Source organism: Streptomyces sp. NPDC001270 (assembly GCF_042896695.1).
In the GTDB taxonomy this organism is placed as follows: Bacteria; Actinomycetota; Actinomycetes; order Streptomycetales; family Streptomycetaceae; genus Streptomyces.
In genome coordinates, this window is the sequence record NZ_JBIAXM010000012.1 from 234,540 (window position 1) to 252,752 (window position 18,213).

Annotated in this window: 11 protein-coding genes; 4 read left to right on the forward strand and 7 right to left on the reverse strand. The window is 71.0% G+C overall.

Going from position 1 to position 18,213, the window contains the following annotated elements:
* Positions 1–5: 5 nt before the first annotated feature.
* Entirely contained in the window at positions 6–2,141 is a 2,136-nt protein-coding gene (locus tag ACFY2B_RS22055) for a SpoIIE family protein phosphatase (protein ID WP_390764770.1), read from the reverse strand.
* 146 nt (positions 2,142–2,287) lie between these two features.
* Between ACFY2B_RS22055 and aspS the strand changes: the two genes are divergently transcribed.
* Positions 2,288–4,051, forward strand: coding sequence for an aspartate--tRNA ligase (aspS, locus tag ACFY2B_RS22060; RefSeq protein WP_390764771.1), 1,764 nt, complete (start codon positions 2,288–2,290; stop codon positions 4,049–4,051).
* A gap of 112 nt (positions 4,052–4,163) precedes the next feature.
* Here the strand turns inward: aspS and ACFY2B_RS22065 are convergent, their stop codons facing one another.
* From ACFY2B_RS22065 to ACFY2B_RS22075, 3 genes are all read right to left on the reverse strand, one after another.
* Positions 4,164–4,700 carry a hypothetical protein gene (locus tag ACFY2B_RS22065; RefSeq protein WP_390764772.1) on the reverse strand — a complete coding sequence of 179 codons (537 nt, stop codon included), beginning with the start codon at positions 4,698–4,700 and terminating at the stop codon, positions 4,164–4,166.
* A 471-nt stretch (positions 4,701–5,171) separates the two neighbouring features.
* Positions 5,172–6,887, reverse strand: coding sequence for a methionine--tRNA ligase (gene metG, locus ACFY2B_RS22070; protein WP_390764773.1), 1,716 nt, complete (start codon positions 6,885–6,887; stop codon positions 5,172–5,174).
* A gap of 214 nt (positions 6,888–7,101) precedes the next feature.
* Entirely contained in the window at positions 7,102–9,345 is a 2,244-nt protein-coding gene (locus tag ACFY2B_RS22075) for a VWA domain-containing protein (RefSeq protein ID WP_390764774.1), read from the reverse strand.
* 254 nt (positions 9,346–9,599) lie between these two features.
* Here ACFY2B_RS22075 and ACFY2B_RS22080 point away from each other — a divergent pair, with 254 nt between their 5' ends.
* Positions 9,600–11,666 (forward strand): PhoX family protein, encoded by a 2,067-nt coding sequence (locus ACFY2B_RS22080; protein ID WP_390764775.1) that lies wholly within the window; start codon positions 9,600–9,602, stop codon positions 11,664–11,666.
* A gap of 215 nt (positions 11,667–11,881) precedes the next feature.
* Here the strand turns inward: ACFY2B_RS22080 and ACFY2B_RS22085 are convergent, their stop codons facing one another.
* Together ACFY2B_RS22085 and ACFY2B_RS22090 are read right to left on the reverse strand one after the other, a co-directional pair.
* On the reverse strand, positions 11,882–12,892 hold the full coding sequence (locus ACFY2B_RS22085; RefSeq protein WP_390764776.1) for a hypothetical protein: 1,011 nt from the start codon (positions 12,890–12,892) through the stop codon (positions 11,882–11,884).
* Positions 12,893–13,068: 176 nt separating this feature from the next.
* Positions 13,069–13,551 (reverse strand): hypothetical protein, encoded by a 483-nt coding sequence (locus tag ACFY2B_RS22090; RefSeq protein WP_390764777.1) that lies wholly within the window; start codon positions 13,549–13,551, stop codon positions 13,069–13,071.
* A 196-nt stretch (positions 13,552–13,747) separates the two neighbouring features.
* On the opposite strand from ACFY2B_RS22090, the gene ACFY2B_RS22095 reads away from it, so the two are divergent.
* On the forward strand, positions 13,748–14,914 hold the full coding sequence (locus tag ACFY2B_RS22095; RefSeq protein ID WP_390764778.1) for a PP2C family protein-serine/threonine phosphatase: 1,167 nt from the start codon (positions 13,748–13,750) through the stop codon (positions 14,912–14,914).
* Positions 14,915–14,976: 62 nt separating this feature from the next.
* Complete coding sequence (locus ACFY2B_RS22100; protein ID WP_390764779.1) at positions 14,977–16,035, forward strand: hypothetical protein; 1,059 nt, start codon at positions 14,977–14,979, stop codon at positions 16,033–16,035.
* A gap of 108 nt (positions 16,036–16,143) precedes the next feature.
* Here ACFY2B_RS22100 and ACFY2B_RS22105 read toward each other — a convergent pair whose 3' ends face one another.
* Positions 16,144–18,108, reverse strand: coding sequence for an Ig-like domain repeat protein (locus ACFY2B_RS22105; protein ID WP_390764780.1), 1,965 nt, complete (start codon positions 18,106–18,108; stop codon positions 16,144–16,146).
* Between the last annotated feature and the right edge of the window lie 105 nt (positions 18,109–18,213).

Here is an 18,213-nt window from a genome sequence, read left to right on the forward strand (position 1 = left end):
CCGTGTCACTTCTGCTCGTGAAGTTGCTCGTGCAGTTCGAACCAGACGCACTTGCCCTCGCCCCGTGGGTCCACGCCCCATGCGTCGGCGAGCCGCTCGATCAGGAGCAGGCCGCGGCCGGAGGAGGCCAGTTCGCCGGTGCGGCGCCGGTGCGGGAGGGTGTCGCCGGAGTCGGTGACCTCCACCCGCAGCCGGCGCCGCCCCGGCGCGCCGCTGATCTCGGCGAGCAGCAGCGCGTCCGTGTCGGTGTGCAGCAGGACGTTGGTGACCGTCTCGGAGATCAGCAGCACCGCGGAGTCGACCTGGTCGGCCGAGGTCCAGTCGTGCAGCAGCGCGCGCAGGAGCTGCCGGGCTTCGGCGACCCGCTCCGGCTCGGTCTGTGCCACGTTCAGCGCGGTGCGGCGTGCCCGACATCGCCGGGCCGGGGCGCCGTCCACGGCGTTCTGCGCCGTCCGGCACATGAGCAGCACGGCGATGTCGTCCTCGCGCCGGTCGGCCAGCGGGCCGGGCATGTGGTACGAGGAGGGGCCGTGCACGCCCTGGACCAGGGCGTCGGCGAGCGTCTCCAGATCGCCGTCGTGCTGCTCCAGGATCGTCCGGATGCGTTTCCAGCCGCTCTCCAGGTCGTGGCCGCCGGTCTCGATCAGGCCGTCGGTGCAGATCATCAACGTCTCGCCCGGCTCCAGCACGAACCGGGTCGTCGGATAGTCGGCGTCCGGGTCAATGCCCAGCGGCAGCCCGCCCGTGGTCGGCCGCTCCAGCACCGTTCCGTCCGGCATGCGTATCGCCGGGTTCGGATGCCCTGCGCGGGCCACCTCCAGCGCCCCGGACTCCGGTTCCGCCGCGACGTACAGGCAGGTCGCGAAGCGCGGGTCGTGGCCGGCGGTGATGCCGTGCAGGAAGCGGGAGGTCCGGGTGAGGACCGCGTCGGGGCGGTGTCCCTCGGCGGCATAGGCGCGCAGCGCGATCCGCAGTTGTCCCATGAGTCCGGCGGCCGTCACGTCATGGCCCTGGACGTCCCCGATGACCAGCGCGTATCTGCCGCCCGCGGGCCGGGTCCGGGAGACGGGGCCGGGCAGCGGGATGAGGTCGTACCAGTCGCCGCCGACCTGGAGCCCGCCGCCGGTCGGGACGTAGCGGGCGGCCATGGCCATGCCGGGCACCGCCGGGCCCAGCCGGGGCAGCATGGACCGTTGCAGGCCATCGGTCAGTTCCCGGGCCGACTCGGCGGCCTCGGCCCGGGACAGCGCCTGGGCGAGCATCCGGGCCACGGTGGTCAGCACGGACCGCTCGTCGGGCGTGAAGGCGACCGGGTACGTGAAGGCCGCCAGCCAGGCACCCTTCGTGCGACCGCCTGCCGTCAGCGGCAGGAACGCCCAGGAGTGCCGCCCGAACGGCTTGGCGAGCGGCCAGGTCAGCGGGTAGCGGGAGCTGTACTCCTCGGGCGAGGACAGATAGACGGCACGGCCGGTCCGCACCACGTCCACGGCCGGGTAGTCGGTGTCCAGCGGCATGTTGAAGAAGGGTGCCTCGTCGGTCAGGTGCTGCCCGTGGTGGCCGATGATCGTCAGGCGATCGCCCACCAAGGCGAACACCGCGAGCCCGTCCGGTGAGAAGCCCGGCATCGACAGGCCGGCCGCCACCCGCAGCACCTCCTCCGTGGACCGCGCCTCGGCGAGCGCCCGGCCCGCGTCCAGCAGGAACGCCTCCCGGGAGCGCCGCCAGTCGCCGTGTACCGCGCTCCGTCCCGCCGGGGTGCCCGGCACCGGTTCGGCGACCTCCTGGAGGGTGCCGATGGCGTCGTACGTCCTGTGCTCGCGGTCGACCGTGGGCTTGGACCTGCTGCGTACGGTGCGCAGGACGTGGCCCTGTTCGTCCACGATCCGGATCCGCGCCTCGGCGACCGTGCCTTCGGCCGCGGCGAGCTGGACGATCCCGGCGACCTCGTTCCAGTCGACCGGATGCATCCGGGCCCGGACCTGTGCCTCGGTGAAGGTCGACGGCTCGGCGGGATATCCGAGCAGGCGGGCGGCCTCCGCGTCCACGGTGACCAGCCCGCTCGCGGTGTCCCAGTGCCACAGGCCCGTCGCCACGGCGGCGAGGACGTCGTCCACCGTGGGCAAGGGCTCACCAGTGCGCATTGCCCTACTTTAAGAAGATTTGAGAGAAAGATGCCACTGGTCAGGGAGGTGGAAACAGGGGGCGGCCGGTCTTGGGGTGCCCGGTAGGCTTGGGGAGGGTTTCACGTGAAACCCTCCCCCGATCCGCGAAGGCTGGATGAACGACGATGCATCGGTACAGGTCCCACACCTGCGGCGAGCTCCGCGCTTCTGACGTCGGCACCGACGTCCGGCTGAGTGGCTGGCTGCACAATCGGCGCGACCTGGGCGGCATCCTCTTCATCGATCTGCGTGATCACTACGGCATCACCCAGCTCGTCGCCCGCCCCGGCACGGAGTCGTACGAGGCGCTCGACAGGCTCTCCAAGGAGACGGTGGTCCGGGTCGACGGCAAGGTCGTCTCGCGCGGCACCGAGAACGTGAACCCGGAGCTGCCGACCGGCGAGGTCGAGATCGAGGTCGGTGCGGTCGAGGTGCTGGGCGCGGCGGCCCCCCTCCCCTTCACCATCAACGCCGAGGACGGGGTCAACGAGGAGCGGCGGCTGGAGTACCGCTTCCTGGACCTGCGCCGCGAGCGCATGCACCGCAACATCATGCTCCGTACGTCGGTCATCGCGGCGATCCGGCAGAAGATGGTCGCGATGGGCTTCAACGAGATGGCGACGCCGATCCTGTCCGCCACCTCCCCCGAGGGCGCCCGCGACTTCGTCGTCCCCTCGCGTCTGCACCCGGGCAAGTTCTACGCCCTGCCGCAGGCGCCCCAGCAGTTCAAGCAGCTGCTGATGATCTCCGGCTTCGACCGCTACTTCCAGATCGCGCCGTGCTTCCGGGACGAGGACGCCCGCGCGGACCGCTCGCCGGGCGAGTTCTACCAGCTCGACGTCGAGATGAGCTTCGTCGAGCAGGAGGACGTCTTCCAGCCGATCGAGAAGCTGATGACGGAGCTGTTCGAGGAGTTCGGCGGCGGTCGTCACGTCACCTCTCCCTTCCCGCGCATCCCGTTCCGCGAGGCGATGCTCAAGTACGGCTCCGACAAGCCGGACCTGCGCGCCAAGCTGGAACTGGTCGACCTCACCGATGTCTTCGAGGGCTCGGAGTTCAAGGCGTTCGCGGGCAAGCACGTGCGTGCCCTGCCAGTGCCGGACGTGGCCGCGCAGCCCCGCAAGTTCTTCGACCAGCTCGGCGACTTCGCCGTCGCGCAGGGCGCCAAGGGTCTGGCCTGGGTGCGGGTCGCCGAGGACGGGTCGCTGTCCGGTCCGATCGCGAAGTTCCTCACCGAGGAGAACGTCACCGAGCTGACCAAGCGGCTCTCGCTGGCGGCCGGTCACGCCGTGTTCTTCGGCGCGGGCGAGTTCGACGAGGTCTCGAAGATCATGGGCGCGGTGCGGGTCGAGGCCGCCAAGCGCGCCGGGCAGTTCGAGCAGAACGTCTTCCGCTTCTGCTGGATCGTCGACTTCCCGATGTACGAGAAGGACGAGGAGACCGGCGCGATCGACTTCTCGCACAACCCGTTCTCCATGCCGCAGGGCGGCCTGGAGGCCCTGGAGACCCAGGACCCGCTGGACATCCTGGGATGGCAGTACGACATCGTCTGCAACGGCGTCGAGCTGTCGTCCGGTGCCATCCGGAACCACGAGCCGGACATCATGCTCAAGGCGTTCGAGATCGCGGGCTATGCGCGGGAGACGGTGGAGGAGAAGTTCGCGGGCATGCTCCGCGCCTTCCGCTTCGGCGCCCCGCCGCACGGCGGCATCGCCCCGGGCGTCGACCGCATCGTCATGCTGCTCGCGGACGAGCCGAACATCCGCGAGACGATCTCCTTCCCGCTCAACGGCAACGCGCTGGACCTGATGATGGGCGCGCCGACGGAGCTGGAGGAGACCCGGCTGAAGGAACTGCACCTGTCGGTGCGCAAGCCGCAGCCGAAGTAGCTACAGGAGTCGCAGTCGTCGCAGGCGTCACACGACGCGAGGGGCCGGGAACCACCACGGTTTCCGGCCCTTCTCGCTGTCCCGCCACGACCCGGCCGCCGAGCGGGTGATGTCAGCGCTGGTCGCTGTCCTGGCCCGGGTAGCGAGGCAGCGCCTGGGTCGAGATGGTCCAGTCGCCGATGGTGACGTCCTCGCCGTAGACGAAGTCCTTGCGGGTGGCGTAGCGGGGACCGTCGGGGGTGGGGTGGATGTCGGTGAGGACGGCGCCGGTACCGGTGCGGGGGTCGAAGACCGCGTAACGGCCGCCGTCGACGCGTTGGCGGGTACGGCGGAGGTAGCCGTGGTCCTGGAGTTCGTTGAGGGCGGCGGCGATACGGGTCGGGCCCTCGGGGAAACGGGCGGCGAGCGTCTTGATGTCGACCGGGGCGCCGGTGGGGAGGGACTGGATGTGGCATGCCAGTCCGATGGCGAGCAGGGACAGCTCGCGGTGCTGGGTCAGGTGGTTGACGATCACCGTGAAGTGGGTGGAATGGCGGGCGTTGTCGTGGATGACTCCGCCGGGGCGCCCATTCCGGTGCCGGTCCGGGTGGTTTTTGCCCGGGATACGGGACTCGGAGTGCGGGGGCGCGCTAGGGTTTTCAGTGTCCATCAGGAAGGTGTCTCTTCCTCGGTGGTCAGGCCCTCGCCGTGGGATGCCAGTCCCGGCGGGGGCCGTCGCATGTGTCCGGTCGTTCTGATGTGTGGTTGCTCTGTCGTGCGGTCGTTCCGTGTCGCTTGCGCTGAGCCTAGGGCAGGCAACCGGGCCCGAATCCAGCCGAGTTGGACATATTCACTCTCGGGAGTGAGTTTGCGCGGCGGGTGTGCGAGCGGGCGTGCGGGAGGGAGGGGTGGGGCTTGGCGGGGTTTCTTTCTCCCGTGTTTCTTGGGAAGAGCGCCGGTCGCACCGGAACGCGGTCCGCCGTGTTCCGGTACGGAGAGTCCGAGTCCGGCACGGTCGGGCGAGGGCGAGGTGGTGAGCGCCGTGCCTCAGGTGGGGGCGGGGCCGGCCGTGTGTCTCAGCAGGCACAGCGAAGCCCGGTGGGTCAGGTGACGCCACCGGGCCTTTTCGCCTGTCTGGAGGTTATGCGGGCTCGCCGCCGAAGCGCTCCTTGTAGGTCTCCAGGTCGTCGTCCGTCAGCTTGGCGAACAGGACCGGCGGGACCGTGAAGGGGGTGCCCGCGGGGACCGAGGTGAGGGAACGGGCCTCGTCCGCGGTGACCCAGGCCGCCGTGTCGTCCGTCAGGGAGAAGGCCGAGCGCATGGCGGCCGACGCCGACGGGATGATCGGCTCCGAGACCACCGCGTACAGGTGGATCAGGTTCATCGCCGTGCGCAGCGTCAGGGCCGCGCCGTCCTGGTCGGTCTTGATCTCCAGCCAGGGGGCCTTCTCCTCCAGGTAGGAGTTGCCGGCCGACCACAGTGCGCGCAGGGCGGCCGCCGCCTTGCGGAACTGGAGGGATTCCATCTGCTGCTCGTACTCCGCGAGCAGCCGGGCGATCTCCTCGCCCAGTTTCGCCTCCGCCTCGCCCGGCTCGCCGCCCGCCGGGACCTGTTCGCCGAAGCGCTTCTTCGAGAAGGACAGCACACGGTTGACGAAGTTGCCGAGGGTGTCGGCCAGGTCCTTGTTCACCGTGGCCGTGAAGTGCTCCCAGGTGAAGGACGAGTCGTCCGACTCGGGGGCGTTGGCGATCAGGAAGTAGCGCCAGTAGTCGGCCGGGAGGATCTCCAGGGCCTGGTCCGTGAAGACGCCCCGCTTCTGCGAGGTGGAGAACTTGCCGCCGTAGTACGTCAGCCAGTTGAACGCCTTGACGTAGTCGACCTTCTTCCACGGCTCACGGACGCCGAGTTCGGTGGCCGGGAACATCACCGTGTGGAAGGGGACGTTGTCCTTCGCCATGAACTCCGTGTAGCGGACGTCGGTGTCGACGTCGTACCACCACGCCTTCCAGTCGCGGTTCTCCGGGTCCCGGTCCGCCCACTCCTTCGTCGCGCCGAGGTACTCGATCGGGGCGTCGAACCAGACGTAGAAGACCTTGCCCTCCGCCGCCAGCTCCGGCCAGGTGTCGGCCGGCACCGGGACGCCCCAGTCCAGGTCGCGGGTGATCGCGCGGTCGTGCAGGCCCTCGGTCAGCCACTTGTGGGCGATGGAGGACGCCAGCTGCGGCCAGTCCTTGTCGTGCCGGGCCACCCACTCGCGGACCTCGTTCTCCAGCTTCGACTGGAGGAGGAAGAGGTGCTTGGTCTCGCGGACCTCCAGGTCCGTGGAGCCCGAGATCGCCGAGCGGGGGTTGATCAGGTCGGTCGGGTCGAGCACCCGGGTGCAGTTCTCGCACTGGTCGCCGCGGGCCTTGTCGTAGCCGCAGTGGGGGCAGGTGCCCTCGACATAGCGGTCGGGGAGGAAACGGCCGTCGGCGGGCGAGTAGACCTGGCGGATCGACCGCTCCTCGATGAACCCGTTCTCGTTGAGGCGGCGGGCGAAGTGCTGGGTGATCTCCCGGTTCTGGACGCTGGAGCTGCGGCCGAAATAGTCGAAGGACAGCCCGAAACCGTCGTAGACCGCTTTCTGGGCGTCATGCGCCTGCGCGCAGAACTCGGCCACCGGGATGCCCTGCTCCTTGGCGGCCAGCTCCGCGGGGGTGCCGTGCTCGTCGGTCGCGCAGATGTAGAGGACGTCGTGGCCGCGCCGGCGCAGGTAGCGGGAGTACACGTCCGCCGGGAGCATGGACCCCACCATGTTGCCCAGGTGCTTGATCCCGTTGATGTACGGAAGGGCGCTGGTGATGAGGTGTCGAGCCATCGCGGGCTGCTCCCAAGTCGCTACGTGGGGTGACGGATGGTCGTTTCTCCGGCCGTCTCCGTCTGTTTACGAACCTTGAAATCGTAGCCGACACGCGTACGCCGCCCGCCTCCCGTTTCTACGGGTGGGAGGCGGGCGGCGTCGGGTGATCGCGGAAGGGTGGCTCCGGGGCGGTCCGGTCCGTGGCGGTCCGGGGGCCCACTCCGGTCCGGGGCTACGGCCGCCAGGTGGCCAGTACGCCCTCGTACAGCTCCGTGTCCGTCAGCTCGCGGGGGGTGGGGCCGGCGTGGAAGAAGGACGCGTTGCCGGTCTTCAGCTTGCGGAGATAGTCGAACGCCTTGTTGTCGTGCTCACCGAAGGCGACGAAGGAGAAGAAGACGGAGGGGTGGTTCGTCGCCGCCGCCGCGAGCGACTGGGTCGCGGGGGTCTTGGCGTCGGGGGCGCCGTCCGTCTGGAACACGACCAGCGCGGGGAGGGGTGCGTCGGTGCCGGTGGCCGCGGCTGCCTGTGTGGCCTTCTCGTGGTGGGCGAGCACGGCCTCCACGGCGGCGTGGTAGCTGGTACGGCCCATCCGGCCGAGGGTGCCGTGGACCTCGTCGATCCGGTTCTCGAACTCGGTGAGGGTGAGGTCGGTGGTGCCGTCCACCTCCGTGGAGAAGAAGACGACGTGGACCGTGGCCTCGGGGTCGAGGTGGGCGGCGAGTGCGAGGGTCTGCTCGGCGATGGCCTGGGCGGAGCCGTCCTTGTAGTACGGGCGCATGGAGGCGGAGCGGTCGAGTACGAGGTAGAGCTTCGCTCGGGTGCCGGTGAGGTCGGTTTTGGTGAGGGTTTCCGCGGCGGAGCGGTAGGCGGTGGCCAGGCTCGGGGCGATGGTGACTGCGTCGGCTTGGGGGGTGGACGCCTCGGCTTCGCCCTCGCCGGCCCCGTGCCCACCCGCACCATCCGTGGCGGGTTCGTCGTCGGGTGCGGGTGACGCCAGTGGGGCGGTCTCACCGTCGGCGGCTGCGGGGTCGGCCGCCTCCGGCTCCTCCGGGTGGTCCGAGTCGGCCGGGTTCTCCGGGTGGTCCGAGTCGTTCGAGACGTTCGCGTCGTGCGGTACGTCGTTCTGGGTGGCCGTCGGTTCGTCGGCCGAGGTGGTGGCCGGTGCCGCGACCGGGGCGGTGGCCGGGGTCGGGACGGTGGCCGGGGGCGCGTCGTCCGGTTCGGGGGCGGGGGTCGCCTCCGCCGCCGCGGGTTCGGGTTCGGGCGTGGGTTCGGGCTCGGGTTCCGGCTCGGATGTGGGTGCGGGGGCGGGTGCGGCCTGGGGTGCGGTCGCCGGCTCCGGTTCCGGTGCCTGGGCTGCCTCGGGCTCGGGCTCGGGTGCCTGCTCTGCCTGGGGCTCGGGGGCCGGTGCCTGTTCTGCCTGGGGCTCGGGGGCGGGCGCCTGCTCCGGGGCGGGCTCCGTGGTCGTCGCGGCGACCGGCGCGGGCTCGGCTGTCGGCTCGGCTGTCGGCTCCGCCGGGGTGTCGACCGCGTCGGCTGTGGCCTGTGCGTCGGGGGTGGCCTGCGTGTCCTGTGCGTCGTGGGTGGCCAGGGCATCGTCCGTGGCGGCCGTGGCAGGGGTGTTCTCTGCATCGTCCGTGCCGGCCGGGGCAGGAGTGTCCTCTGCGCCGACCGCTTCGGCCGTGGCCTGCGTCGCCTCGGATTCCGTGTCCTGCGCGTCGACCGTGGACGCGGTGTCGTCCGCGCCGACCGTCTCCGGCGTGGCCTGCGTGTCCTGCGCGGTGGTTTCGGCTTCCGTGGCCTGCGCGTCGGGGGTGACCGGGGCATCGTCCACGTCGACCGCGTTCTGCGTGGCTTCGGCTGCCGTGTCCGGCTCGTCCTGCTCGTCCTGCTCGTCCTGCGCGTCGACCGTGGTCGGGGCATCGTCCGCGTCGGCCGTGGCCGGGGCGGTCTCCGCGTCGGTGGTCGGCTCCGGTTCGGCGGTCGCCCGTTCTGCCTGGGGCGCTGCCTCGGGCTGCGGCGCGGGCTCCGTAACCGGCGTTTCCACAACCGGCGTTTCCACGGCCGTCGGCGGCTCGGGGGCCGGTTCCGTTTCTTCTGCCGGGCGGGCCGGGCGGGGGACCGTGACGTGGTCGAAGGCCGCTGCCACCAGGTCGTGTTCCGACGGTTCCGACGTTTCCGACGGTTCCGGCTGACGCGGTTCCGGGACCTGGGCCGTGACCGGGGCAGGGGCGGAGGCAGCGGAAGGAGCAGCGGAAGAGTCGGGAGAAGAGTCGGGAGAAGAGTCCGTGGAAGCAGCCGCAGAAGAAGCCGTGGCAGGCTGTTCCGGCTTCGGCTCCTGTGGGGGGATCCGCTCCGCCTGCCCGGCGGCCCGGTCCTCATCCCGTGAAGGCAGTTGCTCTGCACCCTCTGCCTCGGCCGCGCGCCCCTTGCGTGATCGGCCGAATGCGTTCCGCAGGAGAGTGAGAATGCCCATGTGCGCAACCCTTCGCGTGAGTTATGCCCGTCAATCCCTGGCCAGGACGGACACGTAAGGTTAGCGGGCCGGGGTGGTGATCTTGGGAAGGGGCGAGGGGGACGCCGGCGTCCCTGTCAACGCTTCCGCACCCACCCGCGCAACGCCCTTTCGGGCCCACGGGGTTCACCCATCGTTCATCCAGCGGCTGTCCATCCGCACACACATCCCCATACCGTCACGCCCATACCAAAGGCTTGCAAGGGGAGAGTAAAGTGCGCAATCTGCTGCCGGTCATCAGCTCGCATCCGGGTGGGCGGTCCGCCATGACCTGCCGTTTCCGGTGTGGTGACGCCTGCTTCCACGAGGTGCCCAACACCAGCTCCAACGAGTACGTCGGCGATGTCATCGCCGGTGCCCTGAGCCGTCGTGGCGCGCTGCGGGCCGCCGCCGCGGTGACCGTGGCCGCCGCGGCCGGTTCCGCCGTCGTCGGCGGTGCCCCGCAGGCCGCCGCCGCGGAGGCGCAGCACGGCACACCCGGCAAGCCGGGCAAGCCCCAGCAGGGAGCCCGCGGGCTGCGGTTCACCCCGGTCGCCCCGAACACCGCCGACGCCGTCACCGTGCCCGACGACTACCAGCAGAACGTCGTCATCCGTTGGGGAGAACCGATTCTGCGCGGCGCGCCCGCCTTCGACCCGGAGCACCAGACGGCCGCCGCGCAGGCCGGGCAGTTCGGGTACAACAACGACTTCCTCGCCCTGCTGCCGGTTCCCGGCGAGCACGACCGGCAGCTGCTCGTGGCCAACCACGAGTACACGGACGAGGTACTGATGTTCCGCGGGTACGACGCCGCCAACCCCACCCGGCAGCAGGTCGAGGTCGCCTGGGCGGCGCACGGGCTGTCGGCCGTCGTCGTGGCGGAGGACCGCAGGAGCGGGAAGCTCACCGTCGTGAGCCGGCACCACCTCAACCGGCGGATCACCGCGACCAGCGAGTTCAAGCTCACCGGCCCTGCCGCCGGGTCGAGCCTGCTGAAGACCTCCGCCGACCCGACCGGCCGCAAGGTGCTCGGCACCCTCAACAACTGCTCCGGCGGCACCACCCCGTGGGGCACCACGCTGCACGGCGAGGAGAACTTCAACCAGTACTTCGCGAACGCGGGCCGGACCACGGACGCGCGCTACGGCATCGGCACCGGCGCCACCGAGCGCAAGTGGGAGCGGTTCGACAAGCGGTTCGACATCGCGCAGGAGCCCAACGAGGTCCACCGGTTCGGGTACGTCGTCGAGTTCGACCCGTACGACCCCACCTCCACGCCCCGCAAGCACACCGCGCTCGGCCGGTTCAAGCACGAGGCGGCGACCGTGCGGATGACGTCGGACGGCCGTCCCGTCGTGTACACGGGCGACGACGAACGCTTCGACTACTTCTACAAGTTCGTCGGCAGCAAGCGGATGAAGCACGGCAACAGCCGCTCCGCGCGCGAGCACAACCTCACGCTGCTGGACGAGGGCACCCTGTACGTCGCGAGGCTCACCGGCGACTCGCCCGCGAGCGACATCGACGGCACCGGCAAGCTCCCCGCCGACGGCGAGTTCGACGGCAGCGGGACCTGGATCCCGCTGGTCACCGCCACCGAGCACGGCGCCGTCTCGCACGTCGAGGGCATGACCGTGGAGGAGGTCCTGGTCTTCACGCGGCTGGCCGGTGACAAGGTGGGCGCCACCAAGATGGACCGCCCGGAGGACATCGAGCCGTCGCCGCAGTCCGGCAAGGTGTACGTCGCGCTCACCAACAACACCAACCGCGGCAAGGCCGGTTACGCGGCGCCCGACGAGGCCAACCCGCGCACCAACAACAAGCACGGGCACATCCTCGAACTCACCGAGAAGAGCAACCGCGCGGACGCCACGTCCTTCGCCTGGTCGGTGTTCCTGGTCGCCGGTGACCCGGCCGACCCGGCCACTTACTTCGCGGGCTTCCCGAAGGACAAGGTCAGCCCGATCTCCTGCCCGGACAACGTGGCCTTCGACCCGCACGGCAACCTGTGGATCTCCACCGACGGCAACGCGCTCGGCACCCACGACGGCCTGTTCGGCGTCGCCACCAAGGGCGACCGGCGCGGTGAGCTGAAGCAGTTCCTGACCATGCCGAACGGCGCCGAGACCTGCGGTCCGATCGTGCAGGACCGGCGCGTCCTGGTCGCCGTGCAGCACCCGGGCGAGATCGACGGGGCGTCGGTGGAGAAGCCGGCGAGCGCCTGGCCGGACGGACCCGGGAAGATCACGCGGCCCGCCGTGGTCGCGGTGTGGCGCACGGACGGCGGCGACATCGGCGTCTGACCCGCACACCGGAGGGCGTGTACACCGCCAGGGCGTGCTCGCCGCCCTGGCGCACGCCCTCCGGTACGTACGGCGTGTACGGTGCGTAACGTCCCGTGATTCCCTCCGCCTGGCCGCCTGGCCGCCTGGCCGCCTGGCCGCTGGGCGTCGGCCGCCGACCGCCTGGGTGCCGCTGTGCACCCCCGGCGTGGCGGCGGGCTCACGTCCTCATGCCCTCACGCCCCCGGTGTGGCGGTGGGCCCGCCTGGCGGCCAGCGTCCGCCGACCCCCGCTTCGGCCTGGGCGGTCTCGTCCTCGAACGGGGTCAGGGGCTCCGGGTAGCGGGTCTGCGGGCGGACCGGCAGGTCACGGGCCCGAGCGGACGGCAGCCGGACGTTCCGGGTCAGCCAGGTGACCAGGGCCACCGCGAGGCCCAGGCCCACCAGCAGCCAGGAGACCGTGCGCAGGGTGGCCGTGAGGGCGTCGTAGACGGCGCCGACGGCCGCCCGCGAGATGTCCGCGGGCACGTCGGCGAGGGTGAGGCGGCGGCCGATGGCGAGGGCGACGCCGAGCAGGGCGCCGCCCAGGGCCGTGCCGAGCGCGGTCGCGGTGATCGCGCGACGGCGGTGGACGGCGAGGGCGATCCCGGCGACGGCGAAGGCGACGGCCGCGACGGGGAGCCAGAAGCCGGCGACTTCGAGCACGTGGAATCCCTTCCGGAGGGGGGCCAGTTCCTGTGCGGGGAGTACGGCGAACGTGGTGTGCTCGACCGGGATCCGGTTGGCGAGCGGCATGTGGTCCTCGGCGAGCTGTCGTTTGACCTGGGCGGTGACGGGCGCGAGATCGACGGTGACCGGTTCGTCGAGGTAGTCGTCCTCGGTCTCCTCGCCGCGCAGGGCGCGCAGCACCGCGTCATGGGTGGCCCGGTTGCCCTCTTCCCAGGCGAGTCGGAAGGCGCGGGTCTGGGTGAAGGAGTGCACCGCGTCGTGCACGAAGGGTCCGACGGCGCCCCGCACCGGGCGGACGTCGAGTTTCTGGTCGACCTCACGCATGATTCCGGCGCCGACGGTGTCCGCGACCGCGTTGCGCACGTCAGGGTCGGCGGCGAGCGGCGCCATCGTCGTGACGTACCGGCCGGTGTCGGCGAGTCCGTACGCCGCCCAGGCCGCCAGTGCGCCGAACGGCACGAGCAGGCAGGACAGGGCGATCAGCGCCGCCGACAGGGCGTTCCTGAGACGTGGGGGCACTCTGCCAGCCAACGGCCTTCGGGCGCGGGTCGCGAGCGGTAAGCCGCCATTCGGGTGGTGTTCGGAGCGTACGGGGGGTCTTTCGGCGGCCCAGCGGATGTGGGTCACCGGATGCCGTTGCGCCCAGGTGCGGAGGCGCGGATACGGAGGTGCGGGTGCCGTTGCGCGCATGCCGTTCAGCGGATGCGGTGCCCCTGGGCGTCCTCGTGTGTGTAGTACCGGTAGAAGATGATGATGAACGCGACCGCCGCGATGATCAGTGACAGACCGGCGCTGCGCAGCACGGACGGCGCGGACGCGGACTGGTTGAACAGGAAGCCGAAGGCGATGCCGGTGAAGGCGGCCCACAGCAGTGCGTGCAGTTCCCGCCGCAGGCGCGGGGCGAGGGCCTGGACGCCCAGGTACACCAGGATGAAGGCGATCGCGGTCACGAAGCCGAACAGGATGTTCCAGCCGGTGATGGGTCCGCCGAAGCGCCGGTTGGCCGCGGCCCAGTAGCCGTAAGCGAGTCCGAGCAGCACGGGGAAGGCCAGCCGGGCCAGTGCGTGGGTGTGCCCGCTGAAGATGTCGGGTGTCCGGTGGGTCTGGGGTTCGTGGGCCTGGGGTCCGTGGGCCGCCGCCTGGGACCTGTCCCCGGGCGCGGATGCCGCATGAGCCATGAGAGCGCTCCTTTCCTCTCCACCCCCGTATCTCTCCACCCCTCCGTAACTCCCCACCCCTCCTTTCTCTCCTTCACCCCCTGCTGTCCAGGGCACACCTGGGTCGACGGCCCGGCAAGTCGTGCGGACCGGGTGCCCGGATGCGGTCGGTGCCCGCTCATGTTTCGCTGAAACCCATGAAAGGCGGGCCGGGCGCGTGACCGACGAGGAGCTACCGCCGCGGCAACTGCTGCGGATCCGCGGGTACAGCGTCGCGTGGCTGCTGCCGCTCCTGCTGCTGGTCCTGATCATCCTGGGTGACGTCTACACCCACCAGCGGTTCCGGATCATCACCTGGATCGTCCTCGTGCCCGGGACGGCCGCCGCGATCTGCGGGGTGTGGACCACGGCCGGCTTCGCCGTCGTCGCGCTGCTCGCCTACTTCCTCGTGGACATCGCCTGGCCGCTCCAGTACCGGGCGGGCCTGGCGGATTTCGTGCTGGTCGCCGTCGGTGGCGGCCTGGCCACGCTGGCGTGCGCGTTCCGGCTGGGCGTCGAGCGCCGGATGCTGCACATGCGGGACGTCGTCGAGATCACCCGCCGTACCGTGCTGCGCCAGCTCCCCGCGACCTGGGCCGGGCTGGAGAACGCCGCCGTCTACCTGACCGCGGACACCGACGCCCGCGTCGGCGGCGACTTCTACGACATCCAGCCCGGCCCCTACGGCTCCCGTGTCCTGGTCGGCGATGTGCAGGGCAAGGGCCTGGGCGCGGTGGCCACGGCCGCCGCGCTGCTCAGCTCCTTCCGGGAGGCCGCGTACCACGAGCCGGGCCTCGCGGACGTCGCCGCCCGTCTGGAGACCCGGATGCAGCGCCACGGCCGGCATGCCGCCGCGCTGGGCCGGGGCGCCGACGGGGAGCGGTTCGCCACCGCCCTGCTGATCGGCTTCCCCGTCCGTGAGTCGGGTTACGTGGGGATCGTCAACTTCGGCCATGAACCCCCGCTGGCCGTCCGCGCCGGCGGGGTGCGGCTGCTGTCGCTCGGTGAGGGGCTGCCGCTCGGCATGAGCGAGTTCGCGGACGGACCGCCGCGGGTGCACCGGGTATCGCTGGCCGCCGACGAGACCCTGCTGCTGGTGACCGACGGGGTGACCGAGGCCAGGGACGGCACCGGGGCGTTCTATCCGCTGGCGACGGAGGTGGCCAGGGCGGTGGCCGAGGACCCGCGCACCGCCGATCCGGCGCGGCTGGCGGCGATGGTGCGGGACGGCACACTGCGGCACACCGGTGACCGGCTCGGCGACGACACGACGGTTTTCGCGGTGCGACGGATGGCGGGCTGGCGCCCGGAACGGCTCCCCGTAAGGGGACGATTGCGTCCCTGAGACCCTTCTTTGCACCGGTAGCGCATATCGTGCTGCCGTAGGTGATCGACAGGGGAGGGACGATGCCCGGAACCGTGCTGCTGCTCGCGGCCTCGCCGATGGGCCGGGGGCGCCTGGTCGACGCTGCCTCCGTGCTCCCCGTTCTCGCGGCCGTCGCACCCGACGTGCTCGCCGGCACGGACACCGCCAACGTGGTCGAACTCGCCGATCCGCTGGAGCCGCAGGCCGTACTGACCAGGCTGCGCGCCGCCGCGGCGGCCCCCGGCCCGCTGACCGTGTTCGTCACCGGTCAGCTCCAGCTCGACCGGCGCCAGCACCTGCCGCATCTGGCGCTGGCCCGCACCACCCCGGCGACCGTCCGCTACACGGCCTTCCCCTGGCACTGGATCCGCGAGGAGCTGCGGCTGCGCCCGTCCGGCACGACCGCCCTCGTCGTCGATCTGCACGCGGACGCCGAGACCTGGCAGCACCTGCGGTCCACGCCGCTCGACTCGGGACGCAGCAACCCGGTGCACGGCCGGATCGCGCCGCCCCCGGCCCGGCGCACTCTCGCCGCGCCGTCGTACATGAAGGCGGTGGCGACGGTGTTGCGCAGCGGGCACCGGCCGCCGCTCGACCAGTTGCACCAGGGGGTGGTGGCCCGTCTCGGGGAGGAGATGGCGGGCGACATCCTGCTGACGGCGCCGGCCGTGACGGGCGGCGATCCGCACGCCGCGATCTCCGCCGCCGTGCAGGCCGGACGGCACGCCGAGGCCGACGCGCTGGCCGCGGAGTGGGAGCAGACCGCGGTACGGGCGTACGGGCCGGGCGCCGAGGACGCGCTGCACTGGACCGAGGTCCGTGCGGACCTCGCGATGTTCGCGGGGGACCCGGTGCGCAGTTGCCGCACCTGGCTGGCCGTGGCGAGCGCCCGCCTGGCGGCCGGCCAGAGCGCCGACGCGCCCGCCGTGGAGGCGGCCGTGGACCGGGCCCACCACCAGTGGGGCCGCATCGAGGACCCGGCGCCGGCTCGTGAACTCGGGCCCGCGCTGGCGGAGTTGCGGCTGCGGGTGCCAGGGCGCAGACAGGGCGCCCTGGACCACATCCAGCAACAGCTGCGCCAGTTGCAGACACAGGGCTGAACCGGCCACCGGTCCTCGCCTGCTACAAGAAACGCTTCGTGGCCCCGCGACCATCAAGGTGGCGGGGCCACGAAGCCCAGACCTGACGTGCTGACGTGCTCAGCGGTGCTAGTTGGTGAAGGTGAAGTACTTCCAGCCGCCGTACGTCGTGGAGTTCACCGAGTCGCCCGAGCCGCCCTTGACGTAGGCCGAGCGCACCCGGAAGCGCCAGCCGACGTCCGACGCGTGGTTGCCGGTCAGGGTGATCTTGGCGACGCCGGAGGTGCCGAGCCCGAAGTACTGCGAGTCGCCCGAGTACCACCGGCCCTGGTAGTACACCTGGTAGTCCATGCGCTCGTCGCGGCCCGGGTAGTACGACATCTTCGTCGTGAACAGCGGGTTCTTGGTCTTGTGGAAGAAGTAGTAGGTGTGGCTCCACGCGCTCTTGGTCTTGTACTGGCCGCTGAGCGAACTGGACACGCTCACCCTGGCGCCGACCGTGCTCGTCACCGTCCGCGACCCGTAGCGGGCGTCGCCCGCGAACTTCGCGGTGACCTTGGCATCCCGGGTCAGGTCCAGGGTGACGGACAGGTTCCCGCTGGAGTTGACCGTGCCGGACTTCACCAGCTTGTTGGGCTTGTCCCCGCCGTACGGGTCGGCCCAGATCTCCACCTTGCGGTTCTTGTACGTCGTCCCGAGGTGCGCCGTGAACTTCACGTCGGCGCCGTACGCGAACACCTTGTGGTTGTTGTTCAGGGTCAGCGTCGGCGTGACACGGGAGACGTTGACGGCGTCCGAGCCGGAGCCGGCCGCGTGGTCGGCGTCGCCCGCGTAGGCGGCCTTGTACGTCACCTTGCCGCCGGCCGGCGGGGTGTCGGTGAAGGAGAAGGTGCCGTCGGCCTTGACCGTCACCGAGGGCAGGGTCTTGCCCTTCGGGGACTCCAGGTCGGTCCGGGTGACGGTGAGTTTGGCACCGGCCGGGAGCGCGATCGTCGAGGTCACCTTGCCGGTGACGGTCAGTTGCTTGGCGCGCGGCGCCGACGTCGGGGCGTTCACCTTGATGGTGGTGACCGCCTTGGCCGGGGCGTTGTACTCGCGCAGGGAGTACACGCCCTCGCTGTTGCGGCTCACCGCGAACAGGCGGCTGCCGTCCGGGGAGAACGCCAGACCGGCGGGGGCGACGAGGTCGGAGCCGCTGGAGTTGCCGGTGCTGGGGAGATCGTACGTCCGCACGGCCTCGCTGCGGCCCGGCCGGAAGACGTAGACGTCCGGGTCGTACGAGGCGTCGCTGCCGCCCGCGACCGTACCGTCGGGCGCGATGGCGACCGCGTTCGGGTAGGCGGTGCTGGTGTACTTGCCGTCCTCGGTGAGGTCGGCGGTCTTGAACACCTGGTGGTAGTACGGCCATCCGCTGGCCACCACGACGTCCTTGCCGTCCGGGGTCACCTTGAGGTCCCGGAGGTTGCTGCCGGCATCGGTGCCGCCCAGCCTGGTGGCGGTGCCCGAGGAGACGTCGTACGAGGTGATGGCGGACGGGCTCATGCCGGGCTGGCCCGCGACCAGGATGTCGGAGCCGGGTGCCGCGTCCAGGATCGGCGCCGAGTACGAGCTGCCCTGACCGAGGGTGACGTCATGCTGCTCGCCGGCCAGGTCGACGGAGCCGATGTTGCCCGCCGCGCCGTCGCCGTAGCCGAACCACAGCTTGCCGCCCGCGAGGGCGACGCTCAGCGGCTTGTCGCCGACCGCGTAGCGGGTGGTCTCGGTGTCGGTCGCGGTGTCGATGACGGCGATGGCGTCCAGGTCCTCCACGGCCGCGTAGAGCGTGCCGGAGTCGGCGGACAGTTCAAGGCCGTGGACACCGGAGAGGTCGGTGGTGAGCTGCTTGACGACGGTGCCCGCGTAGTCGGTGACAACGATCTTGCCGTTGCTCGGATCGCTGATGAAGACCTGCTGGTGGGCGCCGTCCACCACGATGTCACCGGTCGACTTGACCGGCAGGGTCTTGCTGGTGTCGGCATACGCCGGAGCGGCGGCGAGCGCCGCCGAGCTGAAGAGGACCGCCAGGGTGGTGGCGGCCGTGAGAGAGGTGCGCATACGCACGCTGATTCGAACCCCCCGGATCGAAAACGAAGGTGAAGGCAGGCATCTGGGCGCCACGGAGCACGGCAGCTGTGTGACTCCCCTGTGAGCCGTGTGTGG

What these genes read in the sequence shown, in the direction of transcription:
- ACFY2B_RS22055 (WP_390764770.1), bottom strand. Translation starts at nt 2,141, where the DNA reads ATGCGCACTGGTGAGCCCTTGCCCACGGTGGACGACGTCCTCGCCGCC.
- aspS (WP_390764771.1), top strand. Translation starts at nt 2,288, where the DNA reads ATGCATCGGTACAGGTCCCACACCTGCGGCGAGCTCCGCGCTTCTGAC.
- ACFY2B_RS22065 (WP_390764772.1), bottom strand. Translation starts at nt 4,700, where the DNA reads ATGGACACTGAAAACCCTAGCGCGCCCCCGCACTCCGAGTCCCGTATC.
- metG (WP_390764773.1), bottom strand. Translation starts at nt 6,887, where the DNA reads ATGGCTCGACACCTCATCACCAGCGCCCTTCCGTACATCAACGGGATC.
- ACFY2B_RS22075 (WP_390764774.1), bottom strand. Translation starts at nt 9,345, where the DNA reads ATGGGCATTCTCACTCTCCTGCGGAACGCATTCGGCCGATCACGCAAG.
- ACFY2B_RS22090 (WP_390764777.1), bottom strand. Translation starts at nt 13,551, where the DNA reads ATGGCTCATGCGGCATCCGCGCCCGGGGACAGGTCCCAGGCGGCGGCC.
- ACFY2B_RS22100 (WP_390764779.1), top strand. Translation starts at nt 14,977, where the DNA reads ATGCCCGGAACCGTGCTGCTGCTCGCGGCCTCGCCGATGGGCCGGGGG.
- ACFY2B_RS22105 (WP_390764780.1), bottom strand. Translation starts at nt 18,108, where the DNA reads ATGCGCACCTCTCTCACGGCCGCCACCACCCTGGCGGTCCTCTTCAGC.